This is a genomic window from Streptomyces smyrnaeus, assembly GCF_017676345.1.
Classification (GTDB): Bacteria; Actinomycetota; Actinomycetes; order Streptomycetales; family Streptomycetaceae; genus Streptomyces; species Streptomyces smyrnaeus.
On sequence record NZ_JAFFZM010000011.1, the window covers coordinates 67,765 to 87,885 of the forward strand.

Below are 20,121 nucleotides of genomic sequence, written 5' to 3' on the forward strand. Positions count from 1 at the left end.
CCCGTCACCGCGGACCAACAGCGCACGCTACGGTGGTGCGGCCGGCACGGACGGCGCACTCGGCATTCCGTGCGACAGGCTTAACGCATCTTGGTACGCACGAGGTTGGGGCACAGCACTCCATGGCACAGGGCTCGGTCCAGGTCACGCACAGCGGGACGTCGCGGTGGCGGCGGCGCACGGGCGAGTACACGTCGTTGTCCGCCGCGCTGGAGGCCGCGGGCGACGGCGACGTACTCACCGTGGCACCGGGAACCTACCGGGAGAACCTCGTCATCGAACGCATGGTGACCTTGCGCGGCCCGGAGCGCGGCGGCGCCGGGCCCGTCCGTATCGCACCGACGGAAGGGGTGGCGCTGACCGTACGCTCCGCCGCGCTGGTCCAGGACCTCCAGATCGAGGGGCAGGACTCGGCCGTGCCCGCCGTGCTGGTGGAGGACTCGGCACCGGAGCTGGCCGGGCTGCGGGTGATGACCCGCTCGGCCGCCGGGATCGAGGTGCGCGGCGGTGCCCGGCCCACGGTGCGGCGCTGCACGGTGGACAACCCGGCCGGGATCGGCCTCAGCATCACCGGCGGGGCGAGCGGCGTGTACGAGGAGTGCGAGGTGGTGGCCGCCGGCCAGTCCGGTGTCCTGGTGCGCGACGGCGCGCGTCCCCGCATCGCGCACTGCAGGGTGCATCTGGCCTCCGGGGCCGGTATCGCGCTGCAGGGCGAGGGCAGCACGCTGGAAGCGGTCGGCTGCGAGGTGTACGAGATCAAGGGCAGTGGGCTGCGCGTCGCCGCGCGCGCCAGCGGGCACTTCACCGACTGCCAGGTGCACCGCACCTCCGCCGACGGCGTCACCCTCGACACCGACGCGGTGCTCACCCTCGCGGACTGCGACATCCACGACATCCCCGAGAACGCGGTCGATCTGCGCTCCCGCTCCGTTTTGACGCTGACCCGCTCCAAGGTGCGCCGCTTCGGCCGAAACGGCCTGTCGGTGTGGGATCCGGGCACCCGCGCGGACGCCAACGGCTGCGAGATACACGAGAGCACGGGCGACTATCCGGCGGTGTGGGTCAGCGACGGTGCGACAGCGGTGCTGGACACCTGCCGGGTGCATTCGGTGCCCGACGCGCTGTTCGTCCTCGACCGGGGTTCGCGCGCCGATGTGCTGGACAGCGACCTGTCCCAGGTGCGCGGCACCGCCGTCTCGGTGAGCGACGGTGCCGTCGTGCAACTGGACGACTGCCGGATCAGCAAGGCCGCCACCGGGGCCTGGTTCCGCGACCACGGCAGCGGCGGAGTGCTCAACGGCTGCACCATCGACCAGGCGGCGACCGGCGTCATCGTCACCAAGGGCGCGGACCCCACCATCGAGCGCTGCACGGTCAGCGGCTCCGGCGAGGCCGGGTTCTACGTGTCGGCCGAAGGGCGCGGGACCTTCCACAACTGCCGGGTGACCGGCTCGCGCGGCTACGGGTTCCACGTCATCGACGGCTGCCGCACCACGCTGCGCCGCTGCCGCACGGAGCGGTGCACGCGCGGGGGCTACGAGTTCGCCGAGGAGGGCCCGACGGTCGAGGACTGCACCAGCGACGAGAGCGCGGCGACCGTCGTCGCGCCGTCGGCGACCAACGGTGCGGCCTCCTCCACGCCCTCTGCCGCTTCCGCCGCCCCCGCCGAGGGCCCGGCAGGGCTGCTGACCGCGCAGGCCGCGCTCCCCCGGCAGCGTTCGGGCAGCTCGTCGACGGAGACCGCGGCAGCCGCGCCGGCGGCCGATCCCGCTGCGGACGGCGGCCCGGACGGCGAGGACGCGGCCCGTCCGGCCAAGGAGGTGCTGGGCGAACTCGACGCGCTGGTCGGGCTGGAGAGCGTCAAGCGAGAGGTCAGGGCGCTCACCGACATGATCGAGGTCGGCCGCAGGCGGCAGCGCGCTGGGCTCAAGGCGGCCTCCGCGCGTCGGCATCTGGTCTTCACCGGCTCGCCCGGTACCGGCAAGACCACGGTGGCCCGCCTCTACGGCGAGATCCTGCGCTCCCTCGGCGTGCTGCGGCGCGGCCATCTGGTGGAAGTCTCCCGCGTCGATCTGGTGGGCGAGCACATCGGGTCGACAGCGATCCGCACCCAGGAGGCGTTCGAGCGGGCCAAGGGCGGGGTGCTGTTCATCGACGAGGCGTACGCGCTCGCGCCGCAGGACTCGGGCCGCGACTTCGGCCGGGAGGCCATCGACACGCTGGTGAAGCTGATGGAGGATCACCGCGACGACGTAGTGGTCATCGTGGCGGGCTACACCACCGAGATGGAGCACTTCCTGGCCGCCAACCCGGGCGTCGCCTCCCGTTTCTCCCGCACGATCACCTTCGGCGACTACGCACCGGAGCAACTGCTGCGCATCGTCGAACAGCAGGCCGAAGAGCACGAGTACCACCTGGGTGAGGGCGCGCGGCAGGCGCTGCTCGGCTACTTCGCCCGGCTGCCCAAGGGTCCCTCGTTCGGCAACGGGCGCACGGCACGTCAGACGTTCGAGGCGATGGTCGAGCGGCACGCGGGCCGGGTGGCTCAGCTGCCCGACCCGAGCACCGACGACCTCACCCTGCTCTACCCCTCGGACCTGCCCGACTCCGCCTGAACCGCCCCGGCTCCGGCCGCGTCGGCCGGTTCGGGGGCCGGGTCGGCGGCCGGGTCGGACTCGGGCCGGGGCTCGGGCTGGCGCGGCACGCCCTCGGTACGCTCGTGGAACGACCGGAAGCGGGCCCGGAGGCGCTTGAGCAGCCCGGCGCGCTCCTGGGCGAAAGCCGGGTCCGCCTGGTAGTCGCCGTGCGCCAGGATCGGCTCGGGCAGCGGCAACTCGCGGGTGCGGCCGTAGACGAGGGGGTCGCGGAGCGGGCCGCGGTCCACGCCGCGGCACTCCTCGGGCGGGCCGGGTTCGGGAGTGTCGGCCCGCTCGGGCCGCACGGGTCCTCCGATGGGATCGGTCAGCCGCCACAGGTTGCGCCAGCACTCCAGGCCGCCGTGCAGCGCCGCGAGCCGGTGCGGTCCGAAGTAGGCGGGGAACCAGCGGCCGTACAGGCGCTCCAGCGGTGAGCCGTAGGTGAGCAGCGCGATCTGGCGGCGGGTTTCGGGGTCCAGCTGCCAGACGGCGGCGGCCGCCAGCACACTGCCCTGGGAGTGGCCGGAGATCACCAGGCGCCGTTCGGGCTGCTGGTCGGTCCACATCGCCATCCGCCAGGCCAGGTCGGGCACGGCGCGTTCCGCGTAGCAGGGCGGCGCGAACGGGTGGGCGCAGCGCGGCCAGAAGGTGCCCACGTCCCACAGGATGCCGATGGTGCGGCGGGCCGAGGCGTCCTTGTAGGCGCGGCGGCTCCAGGCGAGCAGCAGGACGAAGGCGAAGCCGACCAGCCAGGAGCCGAGGGCCTGCACCGTGTCGGCGAACCCCGCGACGATGTCGGGGGCGCCCTCGGCCGCCTCGCCGGGCACCTGGCCGGTCGCCATGGTGCCTACCACCGCCGCGCCGCCCAGCACGAGCGTGGCGGCGGCGACGGTGGCCACCAGCCAGGGTGCCTGGTCGGTGAGTCCGGCCCGGGCGATGGCCGACGCGATGTGCCGTGACCGGGTCTCATCGGGCAGGAAGCCGGGATAGCCGGCCGCCACGTCGTCGGTGAGCCGCCGCGAGTCGCGCCACACCCGGAAGACGAACCAGCAAGCGAGCAGCAGCACCAGCGCGAGCAGCACCGGGATGATGGACGCCTGCCAGGTGAGCACGGTGGGCGGGCCGTCGATGTGGCCGCCGGTCCGGCCCGGGGTGCCGGGCCCGTCCAGCCAGTCCCCGACCCGCTGGCAGACACCGCCGGAGAGCAGGCCGCCGAGTGCGCAGGCGAGCATGCCGACGGAACCGGAGGCCAGTCCGCCCAGCGCGGTACGGGGCACCCGCGTGACGCGGTGCAGTGACAGTCCGAGGACACCGAGGGCTACCACGAGCGCGCCCTGCAGCACCGCGAGGACGCTGAACGCCTGGTCGCCCGGGAGTGTTCCGCCGGAGGTCCAGCCGGGGCGGCTCCAGCCGCTGTGCACGACGGCGAGCAGCAGGACGGCCAGCGAGGCACCGGGAAGGCCGTGCACGGCGAGCGAGTCGGTCTCGCGGTCCGGTTCGCTCTCCTTGCGGCCCTTGCGGCAGACGACGAGCAGTACCCACGCCGCACCGGCGAGCACCAGCCCGGCCAGCAGCCAGCCGCACACGTCGAGCACGGCGTTGCCGCCGGGTGCGCGGTCGTGGCGGGTGGTGGCGGCGGTGAGCGCGGCGGCGACGGTCAGGAACCCGGCGGCGGTGTGCGCGGCCCGCAGCCGGGAGACGAGGCGCTTGCCGTACCAGAAGCCGGGCAGCGACAGCGGCGGGCGTCCATCGGCTGCCGGATGGTCCTCCGGGACGGTGCGCTCCAGCGGCGGCTGGGACTCGTAGGCGCTCCAGGTGCGGTGCGAGAGCCACCACAGCAGCACCGTCACCGCGGTGGGCAGGACGGCGGCCAGTGCGAGCCTGCGGCCGGGCTGGCTCCACCAGCCGCCGGAGTCGCCGGCTTCCTGCGGCGCGGCCATGAAGGCGAGCCAGGACCGCTCCTCGGCGCAACGGGCGGCTCCAGCGCACTGCCAGGCGATCAGATCCAGCGCGACCTCGCACACGGCCGCGACCAGCAGCACGGTCAGTGAGAGCGCGATCAGCCGGACCAGGAGGCCGTGCAGCCGCACGGTGCGGTGGCGGCCGTGCGCAGCGGGCCGGGTCCAGTGCGCGAGGTTGGCCACCATGAACGGCAGCAGGATGAGCCACAGGGCGCGCGCCCCGTTGCCCGAGGTGAGGTTCGACCAGCAGTACGCCTCCGGGACCGGCTTGCCCGCGTAGTCCTGGGGGCGCCGCTCGGCGTCCTTGTCGTCGGTGCGGCGGTGTATCGCCGCCGTGCTGTCTCCGGTGACGCGCTCGGTGCGCGGGTCGCCGAGCATCTCGGCGGGGGTGGTGCCCCCCACCCCGTGGACGAGCAGTTCGAGCGCGAGGCCCGGCGTGTTCCCGCGCGCCCCGTTGCCGTTGCGTGCGTGGTCTGACGGCACTGTGGCTTCCCCCGAGTCCCCCGAACGGTGTGTCAGCTGTGTCGGCTACGGGTGACAGCATCACCGCCGGGCCCTGCGGAGTGCCAGCCCCTCAAGGGTGAAGGTGGAGTGGGGAGTGCCGGATCCGGGCAGGAGCGCCCCCGTTGTGCGCGTGGGAGGATGGCTCCACCGGCGGCCTCCCCCACAGCCCCGACAGGTCGGTCAGGAAGGAATGGAGACAGCGGCAGTGAGCGACAACCAGAACCTCCTCGCCGAGCAGCGGCGCGCGCTGATCCTGGAGGAGGTACGGCGACGGGGCGGGGCGCGGGTCAACGAACTGACCCGGAAGCTGTCGGTCTCGGACATGACGGTGCGGCGCGACCTGGACGCGTTGGCCCGGCAGGGCGCCCTGGAGAAGGTGCACGGCGGCGCGGTGCCGGTCGCGGAGGCGAGCACCCACGAGCCGGGGTTCGAGGCGAAGTCCTCCCTGGAGCTGAGCGCGAAGGAGGACATCGCGCGTGCGGCGGCCACCATGGCGCAGCCGGGTACCGCGATCGCGCTCTCCGGGGGCACCACGACGTTCGCGCTGGCCCGGCAGCTGCTGGACGTACCGAATCTGACGGTGGTCACCAACTCGGTGCGGGTCGCCGATGTCTTCCATTCCGCGCAGCGTTCGGGTGCCGGGGGCGCCGGGAGCCGTCCGGGTGCGGCGACGGTGGTGCTGACGGGCGGGGTGCGTACCCCCTCGGACTCGCTGGTCGGATCGGTCGCGGACGCGGCGATCCGTGCGCTGCATTTCGACGCGCTGTTCCTGGGGGTGCACGGCATATCGGTGGAGGCGGGGCTGTCCACACCGAATCTGGCGGAGGCCGAGACGAACCGGCATTTCGTCGGCTCGGCGCGCCGGGTGATCGTGGTCGCGGACCACACCAAGTGGGGGACGGTGGGGCTGAGTTCGTTCGCTTCCTTGGATCAGGTGGACGCGCTGGTGACGGACAGCGGGATGCCGCCCGCGGTGCGGGAGGAGATCCGGGAGCGGCTGCCGGAGCTGGTGGTGGCCGGGGAGCAGGACGTCGAGGGGGCCGCGGGCGCGCTGTGACGGCGGGACCCGCTCCGGCTGCCCGCGGCCGTGCTGTCCGGCCGCCCGGCCGCGGCTAGGGTGGTGGGGCTCCGCACGTCCGTTCGCGTACCGCTGGGGGTCGTTCGTATGGCACGTCAACTGTCGGCACGGCAACTGCACCCCGTCGAGCTGGACTTCGCCGACACCGCACCGCTGCGGCTGCCCTTCACCGCAGACCTGGGGGTTGCGCCCGAACGCGTGTACACGGCGCTGGCCGACGAGTTGGAGGCATGGCCGCGCTGGTTCACGGCGGTCACCGAGGTGCGGCCGACCGCCGGCGGCAAGGGCCGGGAGGTCCGGTTGAAGGGCGGGGGCTTCTTCGACGAGACGGTGCTGGCGGCGCATCCTGGCGAGCGGTACACCTACCGGATCGACCGCACCAACGCGCCCGGCATCCGCGCGATGCTGGAGGACTGGAACCTGGCCCCCTCACCGGCCGGCGGCACCCGGGTGCGCTGGACGATGGCCGTGGCGGGCACCCCGGCGCTGCGGGCCGTGCTGCGGCTGGGCAGGCCCGGGCTCGGCGCCTCGTTCCGGGACGCCATGCGCAAGCTGGAGCACAGGCTGCGCCCCTGAGCGACGGCCGGCAGCGTGATGGCGGAGGCCGTCTGCGCAGCGTGCCTAGCGGTGCTCCGTCCACGCGCCGGTGGCCAGGAACCGCTCCAGGGTGCGTACATAGGGACCGATGTCCAGCCCCTGCTCGGCGAGCCAGACGTCCGAGTAGTACTTGTCCAGATACCTCTCACCCGGGTCGCACAGCAGGGTGACGACGCTGCCCTGTTCGCCCGCCGCCAGCATCTCGGCGACGATCCGCAGGCTGCTCCACAGTCCGGTGCCGGTGGAGCCGCCCGCCTTGCGCCCCAGCACCCGGTCGAGGGTGCGTACGGCAGCCACGCTGGCGGCGTCCGGGACCTTCATCATGCGGTCGATGGCACCGGGCACGAAGCTGGGCTCCATACGGGGCCGCCCGATGCCCTCGATACGGGACCCGGTCGCGCTGGTGGCCTCCGGGTCGCCGCGCGTCCAGCCCTCGAAGAAGCAGGAGTTCTCCGGATCGGGGACGCATACGCGGGTGTCGTACTGCATGTAGCGGATGTAGCGCGCGAAGGTCGCCGAGGTGCCGCCGGTGCCCGCGGTGGCCACGATCCAGGCGGGCTCCGGGTGGCGCTCGCGGCTCAACTGCCCGTAGACGCTCTCGGCGATGTTGTTGTTCCCGCGCCAGTCGGTGGCCCGCTCGGCGTAGGTGAACTGGTCCATGAAGTGTCCGCCGCTCTCGGCGGCGAGCCGGGCGGAGACCTCGTAGACGGTGCGCGGATCGTCCACCAGATGGCAGGTGCCGCCCTGGAACTCGATCAGCCGGGTCTTCTCGCTGCTCGTCGTGCGGGGCATCACCGCGATGAACGGCACTCCGATCAGCTTGGCGAAGTACGCCTCGCTCAGCGCGGTGGAACCGCTGGACGCCTCGATGACGGGACGGCCGGGGCGGATCCAGCCGTTGCACAGCGCGTAGAGGAACAGCGAGCGCGCCAGGCGGTGTTTGAGGCTTCCGGTCGGGTGGGTCGACTCGTCCTTGAGGTACAGGTCGATACCCCACTCCTCAGGGAGTGGGAAGGCGAGCAGATGGGTGTCGGCGCTGCGTCCGCTCTCGGCGCGCACCTTGCGTACCGCCTCCTTCAGCCAGCCTCGCTGGTCCGGATCGCTGCGGTCGACGTCCTGGGTGGGCAGGTCGGCGACGGGAGGGGCGGGTTCGGTGGCGCTCACGAGGCCGATCATAGAGGGGGGCCGGTAGACAGGCGCGGACGTGGGCATGCTCACGGCGAGGGGTGGAGTTTCTCCGGGTGTACGGACACCGCTCGGGGGTACCCCTGCTTGGCAGAATCCGGTGGGAGGCGGTGTGTAGTGGCGGAGCCGGAGTTCGACGCGACTGGGGTTGGGATCAGCCGGATGCTTCGCTCACTCACCCGGGCCGGCCATGTGCTGGTGCGGGACGGCGAGCTGGTGTTGCTGACCAGCTACGGCAGTGAGATCGACAGCGCGCCGGTCGACGAGGTGCGGGTCAGCGGCTACGGGCTGCGGGACCAGGCGCTGGCGACCTTGCGGGGCAGAAGTTATCTGCTGCGGTTCGGCCTGGGCCATCGGGAGGAGCTGCTGTCGGCCGTGCGTACGGCACGGGCGAAGGCCGCCGCCGAGCGCGGCGTACTCGGCAGATGACCAGGCACCGGCTCACTGTGTGACTGAATCGTCGCTGAGCGTTTGCACCTCCGCTCGTCCGCTCTCATCCTGGCTCTGTAGCGCACGTCACATGTGATCCGTCCCCGCCCCCGGGCGGCCCCTCGTGAGGGAGTCACAGTCGTGATCAGTCCACCGAGCAGCACGAGCAAACACACCACCCCGGCGCGGCACTGTGCCGTGGAGTTCCAGGCGCTGCCCTCGCGCATAGGCCAGGTGCGCAGGATCGTCTCCGCACAGCTGCGGTACTGGCGCCTGGACGCCCTCATCGACGCCACCGCCCTCGGGCTGACCGAGCTGCTGGCCAACGTGCATCGGCACGCCGAGCCCGAGGGGCGAAGCGACGCGGACGGCCCGGCGCCCGCCGACAAGCACTGCACCGTGGAACTCTCCTACATGTGGAACCGGCTCACGGTCTCGGTGCGCGACCACGACCCCCGGCTGCCGCAGGTGCGCGGCTCCGCGTCCCGTGAGCCGCTGTCCACCAGCGGGCGCGGTCTGGCGCTGGTGGCCTCCATCAGCGAGAGCTGGGGCATGCGCGCCCAGACCGACGGCTCCGGGAAGATCGTCTGGTTCTCCCTCCCCGCCCCCGCACCGGATACGGCGGACCGGCGCAAGGGCCAGGACCGGGGCCAGGGCCGAGGCCGGGACCGGGAGGGCGGCACGGCACGCGAGACGCCGCCGGGTTCCACTCCTCCCGCCCCCGTACCGCCCCCTGCCGAGGTGGAGCCGGCCGCAGCGGGCTGAGGCGGCCTCGACCGCGCCGCCCGAAGGACTACTCGGTGGCGACGGCGCGCAGCACATCGAGGCGGGCCGCCCTGCGGGCCGGGCACCAGCCGGCCAGCAGACCGGCGACGATCCCGACGAGGGCCACCACGGTCAACTGGAGCAGCGGCAGGCTGAAGACGCTCAGCCCCCTGCTGTCGGTGGCCCGTACCAGCGCCCAGCCCAGGAACCCGCCGAGTCCGAGCCCGCCGAGCGTGCCGAAGGCGGCGACGAGCACGGACTCCCACCGCACCATGGCCCGCAGTTGGCTGCGGGTCTGGCCGACCGAACGGAGCAGCCCCAGCTCCCTGGTGCGCTCGTGCACGGCGAGGTTGAGGATGTTGGCGATGCCCAGCAGGGCGATGAGGACGGCGAGCCCCAGCAGCGCGTACACGAGGGTGAGCATCATGTCGATGCCGCCGGCCGCGGACTGCGCGTACTCCTCGCGGGTCTGTACGTCCGGGTTGCCGTAACGGTCGGCCACCCGCTCGACGGCGTCCCGGCCCGCTTCCTGCGATACGCCGTCCTTGAAGGTGACCGACAGCAGGCTGTCGGCGTCCTGCGTGCGGTGCGGCTCCCACGCCTGGTGGGTGAGGACGTAGTCACCGGTCAGTTCGCTCTGCTCGTAGACGGCGCGGACGGTGAAGCGCTGCTCGGTGCCGTCGCTGAAGGTGAGCGTCGTGCTGGAGCCGGGCCGCCAGCCGTGGTCGGCGGCCTCGCTCCGTGAGACGGCGATGCCACGGGTGCCCAGACCGGTGAGCGAGCCGTCGACCTCGCCCAGGTGCATGACGCGGGGCAGCTGGGCCGGCTCGGTGACGGTCAGCTCCTGACCCCTGCCGTCGACGCGGGCCACTCCCTGTCCCAGGTCGAGCGCGATGTCCACCTCGGGCAGCCGCTGCACGGCAGGCGCCAGCTCGGGGCTCAGGCCGCTGCCGCCGGCACCGAACCCGGGGTGCTGACCGCGAGGTCCCCGGCGAAGTTGCGGCTGACCGTCTCGTCCGTCGTCGCCTTCAGCGAGGAGGCCAGGCACACCGCGATCCCGACTCCGAGCGACAGCAGCAAGGAGAGGGCGCTGATGACCAGCGGGCCCTCTGAAAGGGGAATCCGAGTGCGCGCAGCAGCGCGTTCTCACGGGTGCGCTGAGCGACGACGATGGCGAAGGTGTTGTGGATCGAGAAGACGGCGACCAGCAGCGCGATACCGGAGAAGACGAGCAGCAGGCTGGTGAAGAGGGTCAGGAACTGGCCGGAGACGTTCTCGGAGTTCTCCTCGGCCGCCTCCTGGCCCGTGACGGCCTCGATTCCCTCGGGCAGCGCCGCCTCCAGCCGCTCGGCGAGCTGCCGCTGGCTGGTGCCGTCCTCGGCACGCACCCGGATGGAGGTGGCGGTGCCCGGTTCGGGCATCAGATGTCGCTCCGCGTCCGCGCGGGTCAGTCCGGTGAAGGTGGCCTGCCCCATGCCGCTCTCCCCGCCGAAGGTGACCAGGCCGACGATCTTCACCCGCAGGGGGTCGGGGGGTGCGCAGGGTCGTAACGTCGCCGATTTCGAGCTTGCCGGAGGCGGCGGCGCCCTCGTTGACCACGACCTCCAGGGGCGCGGGGCGCACGGCCCCGGGAGAGCGCGTAGGGGTTGAGTTGCTTGTCGCCGATCCAGTTGCCTGCGGTGGTGGGCGGACCCTGCCCGCCGACGGGTTCGCCGTCGGAGCCCACGAGCTGTCCGGCGCCCTCGACGCTGGGTTCGGCCGCTGCGACGCCGGAGGTGCCGCGGCTGCGCGTGCGGGAGCTGCCACCGGTGCGTGCGGGGACAGAGTGCTCGGTGCTCGTCGGGCTCATCGGGCCGCCCGGCGAGCGCCCTGGCCACGGCGACGCTCCCCCAGTGCCTCAAGGGCCTGGGGGCACCCCCAGCTGCTGGCCGCCGGAGAGCTCGCCGGGCCGGTGGTGCAGCCGGTCGCCGAGCCCGACGACATCGATGAGGGCCTCGGTCCACTCCGGGTCGGGGCGGGAGCCGGCCAGGTCCTGCGGGAGGGTGATGTTCTCGGCGACGGTGAGGGTCGGCAGCAGGTTGAACGACTGGAAGACGAAGCCGACGCGCTCCCGGCGCAGCAGGGTGAGCTTCTTGTCGCTGAGGGAGCCCAGTTCGGTGCCGCCGATGTAGGCCTGCCCAAAGGTGAGGGTGTCCAGCCCGGCGGCGCAGTGCATGAGGGTGGACTTGCCGGAGCCGGAGGGGCCCATGATGGCTGTGAAGCGGCCCGTCCCGAAGCCGAGCGTCGCGCCGTCGAGTGCGCGGACCTCCGCGTCACCGCTGCCGTAGACCTTCACGGCAGCGGTGACGCGTGCGGCAAAGGTGCCGCTCACCGCTTGCCGCCCGTGGGCCCGCCGTGCCGCTCGCGGGTGCTCTCGTGCAGTACGGAGACGCGGCGCCAGTACTCGTCCTCGTCGATCTCGCCCTGGGCGAAGCGCCGGTCGAGCAGGTCGAGCGGGCTGCCGGTGCCGTCCTGTGCCGGGTGCGGCTGCGCTCCCCAGGCGGCGCGGGCGCCGCGGTGGCCGCGCCGGACGGTGCGCAGCAGGAAGACGCCGCCGGCGATGACGGCGGCCCAGATGAGCGGGAAGAACAGGATCCAGGGTCCCGGGCCCCCGTCGTTGTGCCATTGCGCCAGAGTCTGCACGGCCCTCAACTCCTCGGTAGCGGTCGATGGTGCGTTCTCGCTACCGAGAGTGCGCGCCGACCGGGGGCCGGGGCGTCGTACGGCCGGCGGCAGTACCGGTACCTCCCGGGGAGTACCACGAGGGGCGCGCGCTGCTCCGCGACGGCTTTGTGCCGCCCGGCGGCGGGGCGGGCTACTCCGCCGGGAGAAGCCCGGGCGACGCGGGCCGCGGCCCCTGGGACGGCCGTCGGCCGGTCTCGCGGCGCATGCAGACACGGGGCCAGCGGTCCAGCCCCGCCTTGCTCTCCTTGGCGCGGATCTCCCGCAGCCCGGGCGTCAGTTCGTGCTCCGCGAGGGTGCGGAAGCCCAGGCGCGCGTAGTAGGGCGCGTTCCAGGGGACCTCGGCGAAGGTGGTGAGGGTGAGCGCGGGCATCCGGTCGGCGGCCGCCCGCGAGGCCAGGTGGTCCAGGAGGGCTCGCCCGATGCCGCGCCGGGCGCGGTCCGGGTGGACGGAGACCTGCTCGACGTGCAGGCAGCCGTCGACCGGTTCGGCGAGCGCGTAGGCGGCGGGCGGGCCGTCCTCGACCGCGGCGACCCACAGTCCGCCGGTGTCCGCGAACTCGCGCAGGATCTCCAGCGAGGGTGGCTCGTCGTCGGCTATCTCGTCCATGCCGAGGTCGCGGAACCACCGGCCCGCTGCCCGCTCGATCTCCTGGAGTCTGTCGAGTTCGCGGGCGGTCCCCGCTCGGATGCGCATGGGGCTATCCTCCCAGCGTCCCGATCGGGTCATCGAGTACCGGCTGCCAGGCCAGTTCGGCGGCGCCGACCAGGGAATTGTGCTCCAGTTCGCTGGGCAGGACGGGCACACTGCCGCTGCGTCCCCACAGGCTGCGGTCCGCGACGACGCCGCGCAGCCGTTCGCCGTCGGCCTCCACCAGGGCGCGGTGCAGTCCGGCGAGCACGATGCGGTCGGGGTTGAGGATGTTGACGAGGCCGGCGAGGCCCAGCCCGAGCCGGTCGATGAGCCGGCCGGCCGCCTCCCGGACGCCGGGGTCGTCGGCGTACCGGGTACGGACCAGTTCCGCGGCCTGCGTCAGCAGGGAGGTGCCGGAGTCGGCCGTACGCCCGGCGGCGTCGAAGAGCGCCACCGGGTCGGTCTCCACGTCCAGGCAGCCGCGGCTGCCGCAGTGGCAGGGGCGGCCCTCGGGGTCGACGGTCAGATGGCCGACCTCCAGGGCGAGGCCCGAACTCCCGGTGTGCAACCGTCCGTCGAGCACCAGCGCGCCACCCACGCCGTGGTGTCCGGTGCCGACGACGAGCAGATGGCGGGCTCCGCGCCCGGCACCGTGCCGGTGCTCGGCCAGCGCCGCGACGTTGAGGTCGTTGGCGGCGAAGCCGGCGACCGCGGCGCCGTGCACCTGGTCGGTGACGCCGGTTTCGGCGAGGCAGGCGCGGAAGGTGTCGCGTACCGGGGCGCCCGCCTCCCAGGCGAGGTGCAGCGGGTTGAGCGCGGTGCCTTCCGGCTCGGCGACGGCCGAGGGCACGGCGAGCCCCGCGCCCACACAGCGCCGCCCGGTGGTGCGCAGCAACTCGGCGCCCACCTCGACGACTTCGCTGATGACCTGCGCCGGGTCGGCGTCCACGATGCCGCAGCCGGGGGCGGTGGCGACGATGCGCCCACCGAGGCCGACGAGGGCGGCACGGTAGCCGTCCGCGTGGATCTGTGCGGCCAGTGCCACGGGTCCGGCGGGGTCGATGGCGAGCCGGTGGGAGGGGCGGCCCTGGCTGCCGACGGGAGCGGTGGGGTGGGCGTCGACGGTGATGAGCCCGAGGGCTTCCAGCTCGGCGGCGACAGCTCCGGCGGTGGCGCGGGTCACGCCCAGTTCGGCGGTGAGCACGGCGCGGGTGGGCGCCTGCCCGGTGTGGACCAGTTCCAGTGCGGGCCCGAGCGCCGAACGCCCTCTGTCCAACCTTGTTGTACGCGTCTGGGTCACCCCTCTATTCTCTCTTTGTGCCGACACTAAACAAAATACGGTCGGCGCTCGCCGGTGCAACGGGGCACGGCGGCCGGTCCATGGCCGCTCCCCACCGCTCGGACCTGCGCCGCTTCCGCTACGCCCTGACCGCTCTGTTCGCTCTCGACGGATTCCTCTTCGCCGGATGGGTGGTGAGGATTCCCGCAGTCAAGGCCCAGACAGGCGCCTCCGCCAGCACGCTGGGCCTCGCGCTGCTCGGCGTGTCGGCGGGGGCCGTGGCCACCATGATGGTGACCGGACGGCTGTGCGCCCGCTTCGGCAACCAACCCGTCCTCCTCGCCTGCGGATTCCTGCTGCCGCTCAGCGTCGCACTGCCGCCGCTCACCGGCTCGGCACTCGCACTGGGACTGGTGCTGCTGGTCTTCGGCGCCGCCTACGGCGGGATGAACGTCGCCCTCAACAGCACCGCGGTGGAGCTGATCACCGCGCTGCGCCGCCCGGTGATGCCGGGCTTCCACGCCGCCTTCAGCCTCGGCGGCATGGTCGGCGCGGGCCTCGGCGGGCTGCTCGCCGGGCAGTTGACCGCCACCCGGCACCTGCTGCTGCTCACCGCCGCGGGGCTGGTCGTCGCCGCACTCGCCGCCCGACCGCTGCTGCGCTTCCAGCTGCCGGGCGCACGACGCCCGGGCGGGGAGGGACCCGACGGCACACCCGGTACCGCCGGACCCCCGCGGCCGGCCGGGCGCAGCCGCCGGCCGGTCGCCGTACTGGGCCTGATCGCGCTGTGCACGGCGTACGGCGAAGGCGCACTGGCGGACTGGAGCGCGCTGCATCTGACGGACGATCTGGGCGCGAGCGCGGCCCTGGCCGCCTCCGGCTACTCGGTGTTCGCCGGAGCCATGACGCTGGGCCGGCTCTCGGGCACCACGCTCGTCGAGCGGCTGGGCCCCGGCAAGGTGCTGATCGGCGGCGGTGTACTGGGCTGCTGCGGCATGCTGCTGGGTTCCCTCGCACCGTCGGTGTGGCTCGTCCTGGGCGGCTTCGTCCTCACCGGCCTCGGCCTGGCCAACGTCTTCCCCATCGCCATCGGGCGCGCCGGCGATCTCGCGGGCCCCAGCGGGGTCGCGGCCGCCTCCACCTTCGGCTACGGCGGAATACTGCTCGGCCCGGTCGCCATCGGTTTCCTCGCCGACTGGTTCTCGCTGCGGTCGGCGCTGCTGACGGTCGCACTGCTCGCGGCGTTCGCCTCGGTGACGGCGGCGGCGACGCGCAAGAGGGTGCTGCCGGAAGGGTGAGCAGGGCCGGGAGACGACCGGGAGCAGGGTCTCCTTCTTCTCCCGCTGGCCAGAATCTTTCGTTTGCCGTCACTCAGGCCAGTGTTATGGCAGGCCAACGGCTCGCACAGTGGAACCCATGAACACCACTTGGACGCTGGACCGCACATTCGAAAGCGCCGCCGGAACGGTGCGCTGGGCCGCCCTCGGCGACCCGGCGCAGCCGCCCGTGGTGCTGCTGCACGGCACGCCCTGGTCCTCCTACACCTGGCGGAACGTCGCCCGCGCCCTCTCGGCCGACCACCGCGTGTACGTGTGGGACATGCCGGGCTACGGCACCTCTGCACAGTACGAGGGACAGGACGTCACTCTGGGGTCGCAGGCCCGAGTGTTCACCCAGCTGCTCCAGCACTGGGGACTGGAGCGGCCCGCCGTGATCGCGCACGACTTCGGCGGCACGGTGGCCATGCGCGCGCATCTGCTGCACGGCGCGCTCTACGAACGGCTCGCGCTGGTGGACGTCGTGGTGGCCTTCGACTCCTGGGGCTCGCCCACCTACAAACTGATGGGTGGGCACCCGGACGTCTTCGCGCAGCTGCCGGCCGCTCTGCACGGCGCCATGGTCCGTGAGTACATCTCCTCCGCCAGCGCGCGGGGCCTGCACCCGGACGTGCTCGACGAGCTGGCCCGGCCCTGGCTGAGCGAGGCGGGACAGCCCGCCTTCTTCCGGCAGATCTCCCAGAACGACCGGCGCTGGACCCACGAGGTCGAGGAGAGGTACGGCGAGACGGCGGTGCCCGTCCTCGTCTGCTGGGGCAGCGACGACGCGTGGATCCCGGCCGACAACGCGCAGCGGCTCGCCGACCGTATCCCGTCGGCCCGGCTGCACATGATCGAAGGCGCGGGCCACCTCGTGCAGGAGGACGCTCCGGCCGAACTGACCGCGGCACTGGTCCGGTTCCTGGACGGAAAGTGAGCGTCCCCCGGCAAGAGCCGGTGCTAGCGTCGCGTCCATGGCAAACGTGCTGCGCACACCGAAGGGGCTGCTGCGAGCCCTGAACTGGTATCCGCCGTACCGCTTCGCGGGCATCCGCGTACTGGAGATCGCCGACGACTGGAGCAGCGCCCGGGTACGGCTACGGCTCAGCCGGCTGAACCGGAACTACTTCGGCACCCAGTTCGGCGGCTCGCTCTACTCGATGAGCGACCCGTTCTGGGCGCTGCTGACGGTCAACAGCCTCGGCCGGGAGTACGTGGTGTGGGACAAGGCCGCCGAGATCGAGTTCGTCTCCCCCGGACGGGGCGATGTCTACACCGAGTTCAAGCTGACCGAGGACCGGCTGGAGGAGATCCGCGCCGCCACGGCGGACGGCTCCAAGGCGCTGCCCTGGTTCGAGTCGACGGTCACGGCGGCCGACGGCACCCTCGTCGCCCGCGTCCGCAAACAGCTCTACGTCCGCCGCAAGCGGGACAGCTGACCGGCAGGCGGCCCTCCGCCGCCTGCCGGTCGCCTCCGGCACTCCGCCCCCGGCTCTCAGCCGAGCCAGCCCGGCCGCACCAGGCCCGACTCGTAGGCGAGAACGACAAGTTGGGCGCGGTCGCGGGCGCCCAGCTTGACCATCGTGCGGCTCACATGGGTCTTGGCGGTCAGCGGCGAGACGACCAGCCGACGGGCGATCTCCTCGTTGGAGAGCCCTATCCCCACCAAGGCCATCACCTCCCGCTCCCGCTCGGTGAGTTCGGCCAGCCCCTCGATCCCGGTGGGCTCCTTGGACCGGGCCGCGAACTCCTCGATGAGCCGCCGCGTGACACCCGGCGACAGCAGCGCGTCCCCGGCGACCACGGCACGCACGGCGCGCACCAACTCGTCCGGCTCGGTGTCCTTGACGAGAAAGCCCGAGGCGCCCGAGCGCAGCGCCTCGAAGACGTACTCGTCCAGCTCGAAGGTGGTCAGCATGACCACCCGCACCGCTCGCAACTGAGGATCTGAGGTGATGCGGCGGGTGGCGGCCAAGCCGTCGACGAGCGGCATCCGGATGTCCATCAAGGTGAGGTCGGGAGCGAGTTCGCGTACCGACGCGACCGCCTCCTCGCCGTCGGCCGCCTCCCCCACCACCTCGATGTCCGGCTGCGCGTCCAGCAGCGCACGGAATCCGGCGCGCACCAGAAGCTGGTCGTCGGCCAGCAGCACACGGATCACGCTCTGCCTCCCCTTCTCGGCGGCTCTGCGGCTCTGCGGCCGGGGCGCTCACTGTAGCGGCGCCCTGTTCTCCCCGGAACGCAGCGGGATCGTCGCCCGGACCCGGAAGCCACCGTCCGCGCGCCGCCCCGCCTCGACGGTCCCGCCGAACGCCGCGGCCCGCTCACGCATCCCCGTCAGCCCGTTGCCATCGCCTGTCGGCCCGCTACCGGTCGCCGGCCCCTCGTCGTCGACCAGCAGTTCCAGCACATCGGTGCCGTAGCGGATACGGACGTCGGCGGTACGGGAGCCGGAGTGCCGCACGATGTTGGTGAGCGCCTCCTGCACGACGCGGAACGCCGCGAGGTCGGCGCCCGGCGGCAGCGGTACGGGCGTGCCCTCGGTGCGGGTGGTGACCCGGAGCCCCGCGCTCGCCGCCTGTTCGGTGAGTTCCCCGAGCCTGTCGAGCCCCGGCGCCGGCGCGCGGGGCGCGTCCCCCGGCGCCCGCAAGGTGGCCAGCACCTGCCGGACCTCGCCGAGCGCCTCCTTGCTGGCCGCCTTGATGGTGGTGAGCGCCGCGCGGGCCTGCGCGGGGTCGGAGTCCAGCAGTGCGAGCCCGACGCCCGCCTGCACATTGATCACGGAGATGCTGTGCGCCAGTACGTCGTGCAGCTCGCGGGCGATCCGCAGCCGCTCCTCGTCCGCCCGGCGCGCGGCGGCCTCCTCTTCCTCCCGCGCCCGGCGCTCCCGCTCGGCGAGGCGCACCCGGGCCAGCTCTCCGGCCGTGCACAGCGCGACCATCCATACGGCCATGAACAGGTCGGTTCCCCACGGTCCCGGCCCCTCCGGTGGCAGCCAGCGGTGGAAGGCGTGGAACGCCAGCAGATGCCCCAGCCACAGCATCCCCAGCGCGCCCCAGGTCGCGTACCGGTACCCGGCGACGAGCGCGGCGAACCCGGCGACCACGACGCTGAACAGCGCCGGCCCGTAGGGATAACCGGCCGCCAGATACGCCAGTGTCACCGCCGAGGCCCCGAACACCGTCGTACGCGGAAACCGGTGCCGCAGCAGCAGCAGAACCGGCCCGAGCGCCAGCAGCACCCGGGCCGCGACATCCAGGCCCACGGTGTCCGCCCGCTGATTGTGCGCCGCGAAGCCCGTACCGACCTGCTGGAAGACGAGCACGGCGAGCGAGGAGAGCCACGGGATGTGCCGCCGCGCCCGCCCCGGCCCGAACCGGCGCCGCCACGGCAGCAGCGGCCACCACGACTCCCCCGCTGCGGCCCGGCTCGCGGAAGTCGGGGGTGTGGGGGCGCCGGGCGGGTCGGCGGAGGGCGGAGTGCTGGTCACGACCTTCACGCTAGCCCCGGGGCGCACACCGCGGCGTCGGCCGAGCGCGGTCAGCACGGCTACTCCCCGCGGAGTACACGGGCCCCGGACCTGCCGCGATACGGCGCGACGCGGTCCCGGGCGCTCGCCTCAGCGGCGCAGCCCCACCTGGTCGGCAAGACGCTCGACGGCGTGGTCGAAGAACGCGTCCCGGGCGTCGACGACTCCGGTGAAGTGCCCGAACAACTCGAAGCCGACCAGCCCGAAGAGCTGGGACCACGCCGCGACGGCCTCCGCGGCGACCGCCGGGGGCAACTCCACACCGATGATCCCGACCAGCCGTTCGGCATCCTTCAGCACCGCTTCCGGCGCCGCAGCCCCGCGTGCGGGCTCGCGCAGCGCACCGCAGGCGTACGCGTCGCGCAGCACGGCGAACAGGGCGAGCCCCACCCGGGCGGCCGACTGCGTGGTGCTGGACGGCGCGGAGTACCCGGGAACGGGCGAGCCGTAGATCAGCGCGTACTCGTGCGGATGCGCCAGTCCCCACCCGCGTACCGCCCGGCAGACGGCCCGCCAGCGGACGAGATGCGAGTCCCCCACCGACTCGGCGTCGGCGAGCGCCGCTTCGGCCGCTGCTCCGACCGCGTCGTAGGCGTCCGTGATCAGCGCCGTCAGCAGATCGTCGCGGCTGGGGAAGTACCGGTAGAGGGCCGACGAGACCATGCCGAGGCCACGGGCGACGGCGCGGAGGGAGAGCCGCGAGGCGCCCTCCTCCGCGAGATGGCGGCGCGCCTCGTCCTTGATCGCGGTGGTGATCTCCCCTCGGGCCCGCTGCCGGGCGCCCTGAATCCTGCTGCTCATGGCGAGCAGTGTCGCAGGTGTGAGAGCAGCGCTCAACAAAGCGATCGGCGCTCACCAGTGTGAGCACCGCCCTGCAGCGAGAGCACTGCTCTTGCCCAGCCGCCCCAGGAGTGCAACACTGCTCTACATCGAGAGCACCGCTCTCGAAGTGGAGCACCAGTTCACGCCTTCACGCCGTGTCCACCCTTGATGGAGGAATCCGATGCCGCCCACGCCGTACGTCAAGCGCCCCGGCTGGTTCACCAACAACGTGCTGAACCGCACCGTCGCCTGGTTCTCCCGGCGAGGCATCAGCCTGGCAGGGTCCAATGTGCTCGCGGTCAAGGGCCGCAAGAGCGGCGAGTGGCGCCGTACACCCGTCAATCCACTCACCCACGAGGGCGGGACCTACCTGGTAGCGGCCCGTGGACACGTGCAGTGGACGCACAACATGCGCGCGGCCGGCGGCGGCGAGATGTTCCACGGCAGACGGGGGCGGCGCTTCACCGCGGCCGAGGTACCGGACGAGGAGAAGCCGGAGATCCTGCGGGCGTATCTGCGCAAGTGGAAGTGGGAGGTCGGGGCGTTCTTCGAGGGTGTGGGTCCGGACTCCTCCGACGAGGAGCTGAGGGCGGCGGCCGTCCGCCACCCCGTCTTCCGGCTCACCTACGTCGACTGACGCCTCCCGCGCGGATCAACACGGCTCA

17 protein-coding genes and 2 pseudogenes are annotated in these 20,121 nt (G+C 72.9%); 9 read left to right on the plus strand and 10 right to left on the minus strand.

The window, feature by feature from the left end:
- Positions 1-122: 122 nt before the first annotated feature.
- Positions 123-2,615 carry a right-handed parallel beta-helix repeat-containing protein gene (locus JW613_RS18995; RefSeq protein ID WP_209212024.1) on the plus strand — a complete coding sequence of 831 codons (2,493 nt, stop codon included), beginning with the start codon at positions 123-125 and terminating at the stop codon, positions 2,613-2,615.
- Here the strand turns inward: JW613_RS18995 and JW613_RS19000 are convergent.
- Positions 2,585-5,080, minus strand: a complete 2,496-nt coding sequence (locus JW613_RS19000) for a hypothetical protein (RefSeq protein WP_307865944.1) — start codon at positions 5,078-5,080, stop codon at positions 2,585-2,587. The genes JW613_RS18995 and JW613_RS19000 overlap by 31 nt on opposite strands.
- Positions 5,081-5,306: 226 nt before the next feature.
- On the opposite strand from JW613_RS19000, the gene JW613_RS19005 reads away from it, so the two are divergent.
- Entirely contained in the window at positions 5,307-6,158 is an 852-nt protein-coding gene (locus tag JW613_RS19005) for a DeoR/GlpR family DNA-binding transcription regulator (protein WP_209212025.1), read from the plus strand.
- Between the two features lie 108 nt (positions 6,159-6,266).
- Positions 6,267-6,755: an SRPBCC family protein gene (locus tag JW613_RS19010; protein ID WP_209212026.1), complete on the plus strand. Its 489-nt coding sequence runs from the start codon at positions 6,267-6,269 to the stop codon at positions 6,753-6,755.
- Positions 6,756-6,800: 45 nt separating this feature from the next.
- Here the strand turns inward: JW613_RS19010 and JW613_RS19015 are convergent, their stop codons facing one another.
- The gene (locus JW613_RS19015; RefSeq protein ID WP_209212027.1) at positions 6,801-7,952 is read right to left on the minus strand and encodes a PLP-dependent cysteine synthase family protein; all 1,152 of its coding nucleotides are present in this window, start codon (positions 7,950-7,952) and stop codon (positions 6,801-6,803) included.
- 126 nt (positions 7,953-8,078) lie between these two features.
- On the opposite strand from JW613_RS19015, the gene JW613_RS19020 reads away from it, so the two are divergent.
- Together JW613_RS19020 and JW613_RS19025 are read left to right on the plus strand one after the other, a co-directional pair.
- Positions 8,079-8,390, plus strand: coding sequence for a hypothetical protein (locus JW613_RS19020; RefSeq protein ID WP_099877965.1), 312 nt, complete (start codon positions 8,079-8,081; stop codon positions 8,388-8,390).
- Positions 8,391-8,531: 141 nt separating this feature from the next.
- Positions 8,532-9,155, plus strand: coding sequence for an ATP-binding protein (locus tag JW613_RS19025; protein WP_307865945.1), 624 nt, complete (start codon positions 8,532-8,534; stop codon positions 9,153-9,155).
- Between the two features lie 28 nt (positions 9,156-9,183).
- Here the strand turns inward: JW613_RS19025 and JW613_RS35850 are convergent.
- The 5 genes and pseudogenes from JW613_RS35850 to JW613_RS19055 form a co-directional block, all read right to left on the minus strand.
- A pseudogene (locus JW613_RS35850) lies at positions 9,184-10,687 on the minus strand (ABC transporter permease); the annotation flags it as partial.
- Positions 10,688-11,002: 315 nt separating this feature from the next.
- Positions 11,003-11,526: pseudogene (locus tag JW613_RS19040) on the minus strand (ABC transporter ATP-binding protein); the annotation flags it as partial.
- Positions 11,523-11,837, minus strand: a complete 315-nt coding sequence (locus JW613_RS19045; protein ID WP_209212029.1) for an SHOCT domain-containing protein — start codon at positions 11,835-11,837, stop codon at positions 11,523-11,525. The gene JW613_RS19045 and the pseudogene JW613_RS19040, both read right to left, overlap by 4 nt.
- 172 nt (positions 11,838-12,009) lie before the next feature.
- Positions 12,010-12,573 (minus strand): GNAT family N-acetyltransferase, encoded by a 564-nt coding sequence (locus JW613_RS19050; protein WP_209212030.1) that lies wholly within the window; start codon positions 12,571-12,573, stop codon positions 12,010-12,012.
- A gap of 4 nt (positions 12,574-12,577) precedes the next feature.
- Positions 12,578-13,810 carry an ROK family protein gene (locus tag JW613_RS19055; protein ID WP_209212031.1) on the minus strand — a complete coding sequence of 411 codons (1,233 nt, stop codon included), beginning with the start codon at positions 13,808-13,810 and terminating at the stop codon, positions 12,578-12,580.
- A gap of 17 nt (positions 13,811-13,827) precedes the next feature.
- Here JW613_RS19055 and JW613_RS19060 point away from each other — a divergent pair, with 17 nt between their 5' ends.
- The 3 genes from JW613_RS19060 (at position 13,828) to JW613_RS19070 (ending at position 16,544) form a co-directional block, all read left to right on the plus strand.
- Positions 13,828-15,087, plus strand: coding sequence for an MFS transporter (locus JW613_RS19060; protein WP_209212032.1), 1,260 nt, complete (start codon positions 13,828-13,830; stop codon positions 15,085-15,087).
- A 118-nt stretch (positions 15,088-15,205) separates the two neighbouring features.
- Positions 15,206-16,042, plus strand: coding sequence for an alpha/beta fold hydrolase (locus tag JW613_RS19065; protein WP_209212033.1), 837 nt, complete (start codon positions 15,206-15,208; stop codon positions 16,040-16,042).
- Positions 16,043-16,079: 37 nt separating this feature from the next.
- Positions 16,080-16,544, plus strand: a complete 465-nt coding sequence (locus JW613_RS19070; protein ID WP_099877983.1) for a DUF4442 domain-containing protein — start codon at positions 16,080-16,082, stop codon at positions 16,542-16,544.
- Between the two features lie 56 nt (positions 16,545-16,600).
- Here JW613_RS19070 and JW613_RS19075 read toward each other — a convergent pair whose 3' ends face one another.
- From JW613_RS19075 to JW613_RS19085, 3 genes are all read right to left on the minus strand, one after another.
- Positions 16,601-17,266, minus strand: a complete 666-nt coding sequence (locus JW613_RS19075; RefSeq protein ID WP_209212034.1) for a response regulator transcription factor — start codon at positions 17,264-17,266, stop codon at positions 16,601-16,603.
- Between the two features lie 48 nt (positions 17,267-17,314).
- Positions 17,315-18,595, minus strand: a complete 1,281-nt coding sequence (locus JW613_RS19080) for a sensor histidine kinase (RefSeq protein ID WP_209212035.1) — start codon at positions 18,593-18,595, stop codon at positions 17,315-17,317.
- Between the two features lie 129 nt (positions 18,596-18,724).
- Entirely contained in the window at positions 18,725-19,435 is a 711-nt protein-coding gene (locus JW613_RS19085; protein ID WP_209212036.1) for a TetR/AcrR family transcriptional regulator, read from the minus strand.
- 202 nt (positions 19,436-19,637) lie between these two features.
- Between JW613_RS19085 and JW613_RS19090 the strand changes: the two genes are divergently transcribed.
- Entirely contained in the window at positions 19,638-20,093 is a 456-nt protein-coding gene (locus tag JW613_RS19090) for a nitroreductase family deazaflavin-dependent oxidoreductase (RefSeq protein ID WP_209212037.1), read from the plus strand.
- Positions 20,094-20,121 lie beyond the last annotated feature (28 nt).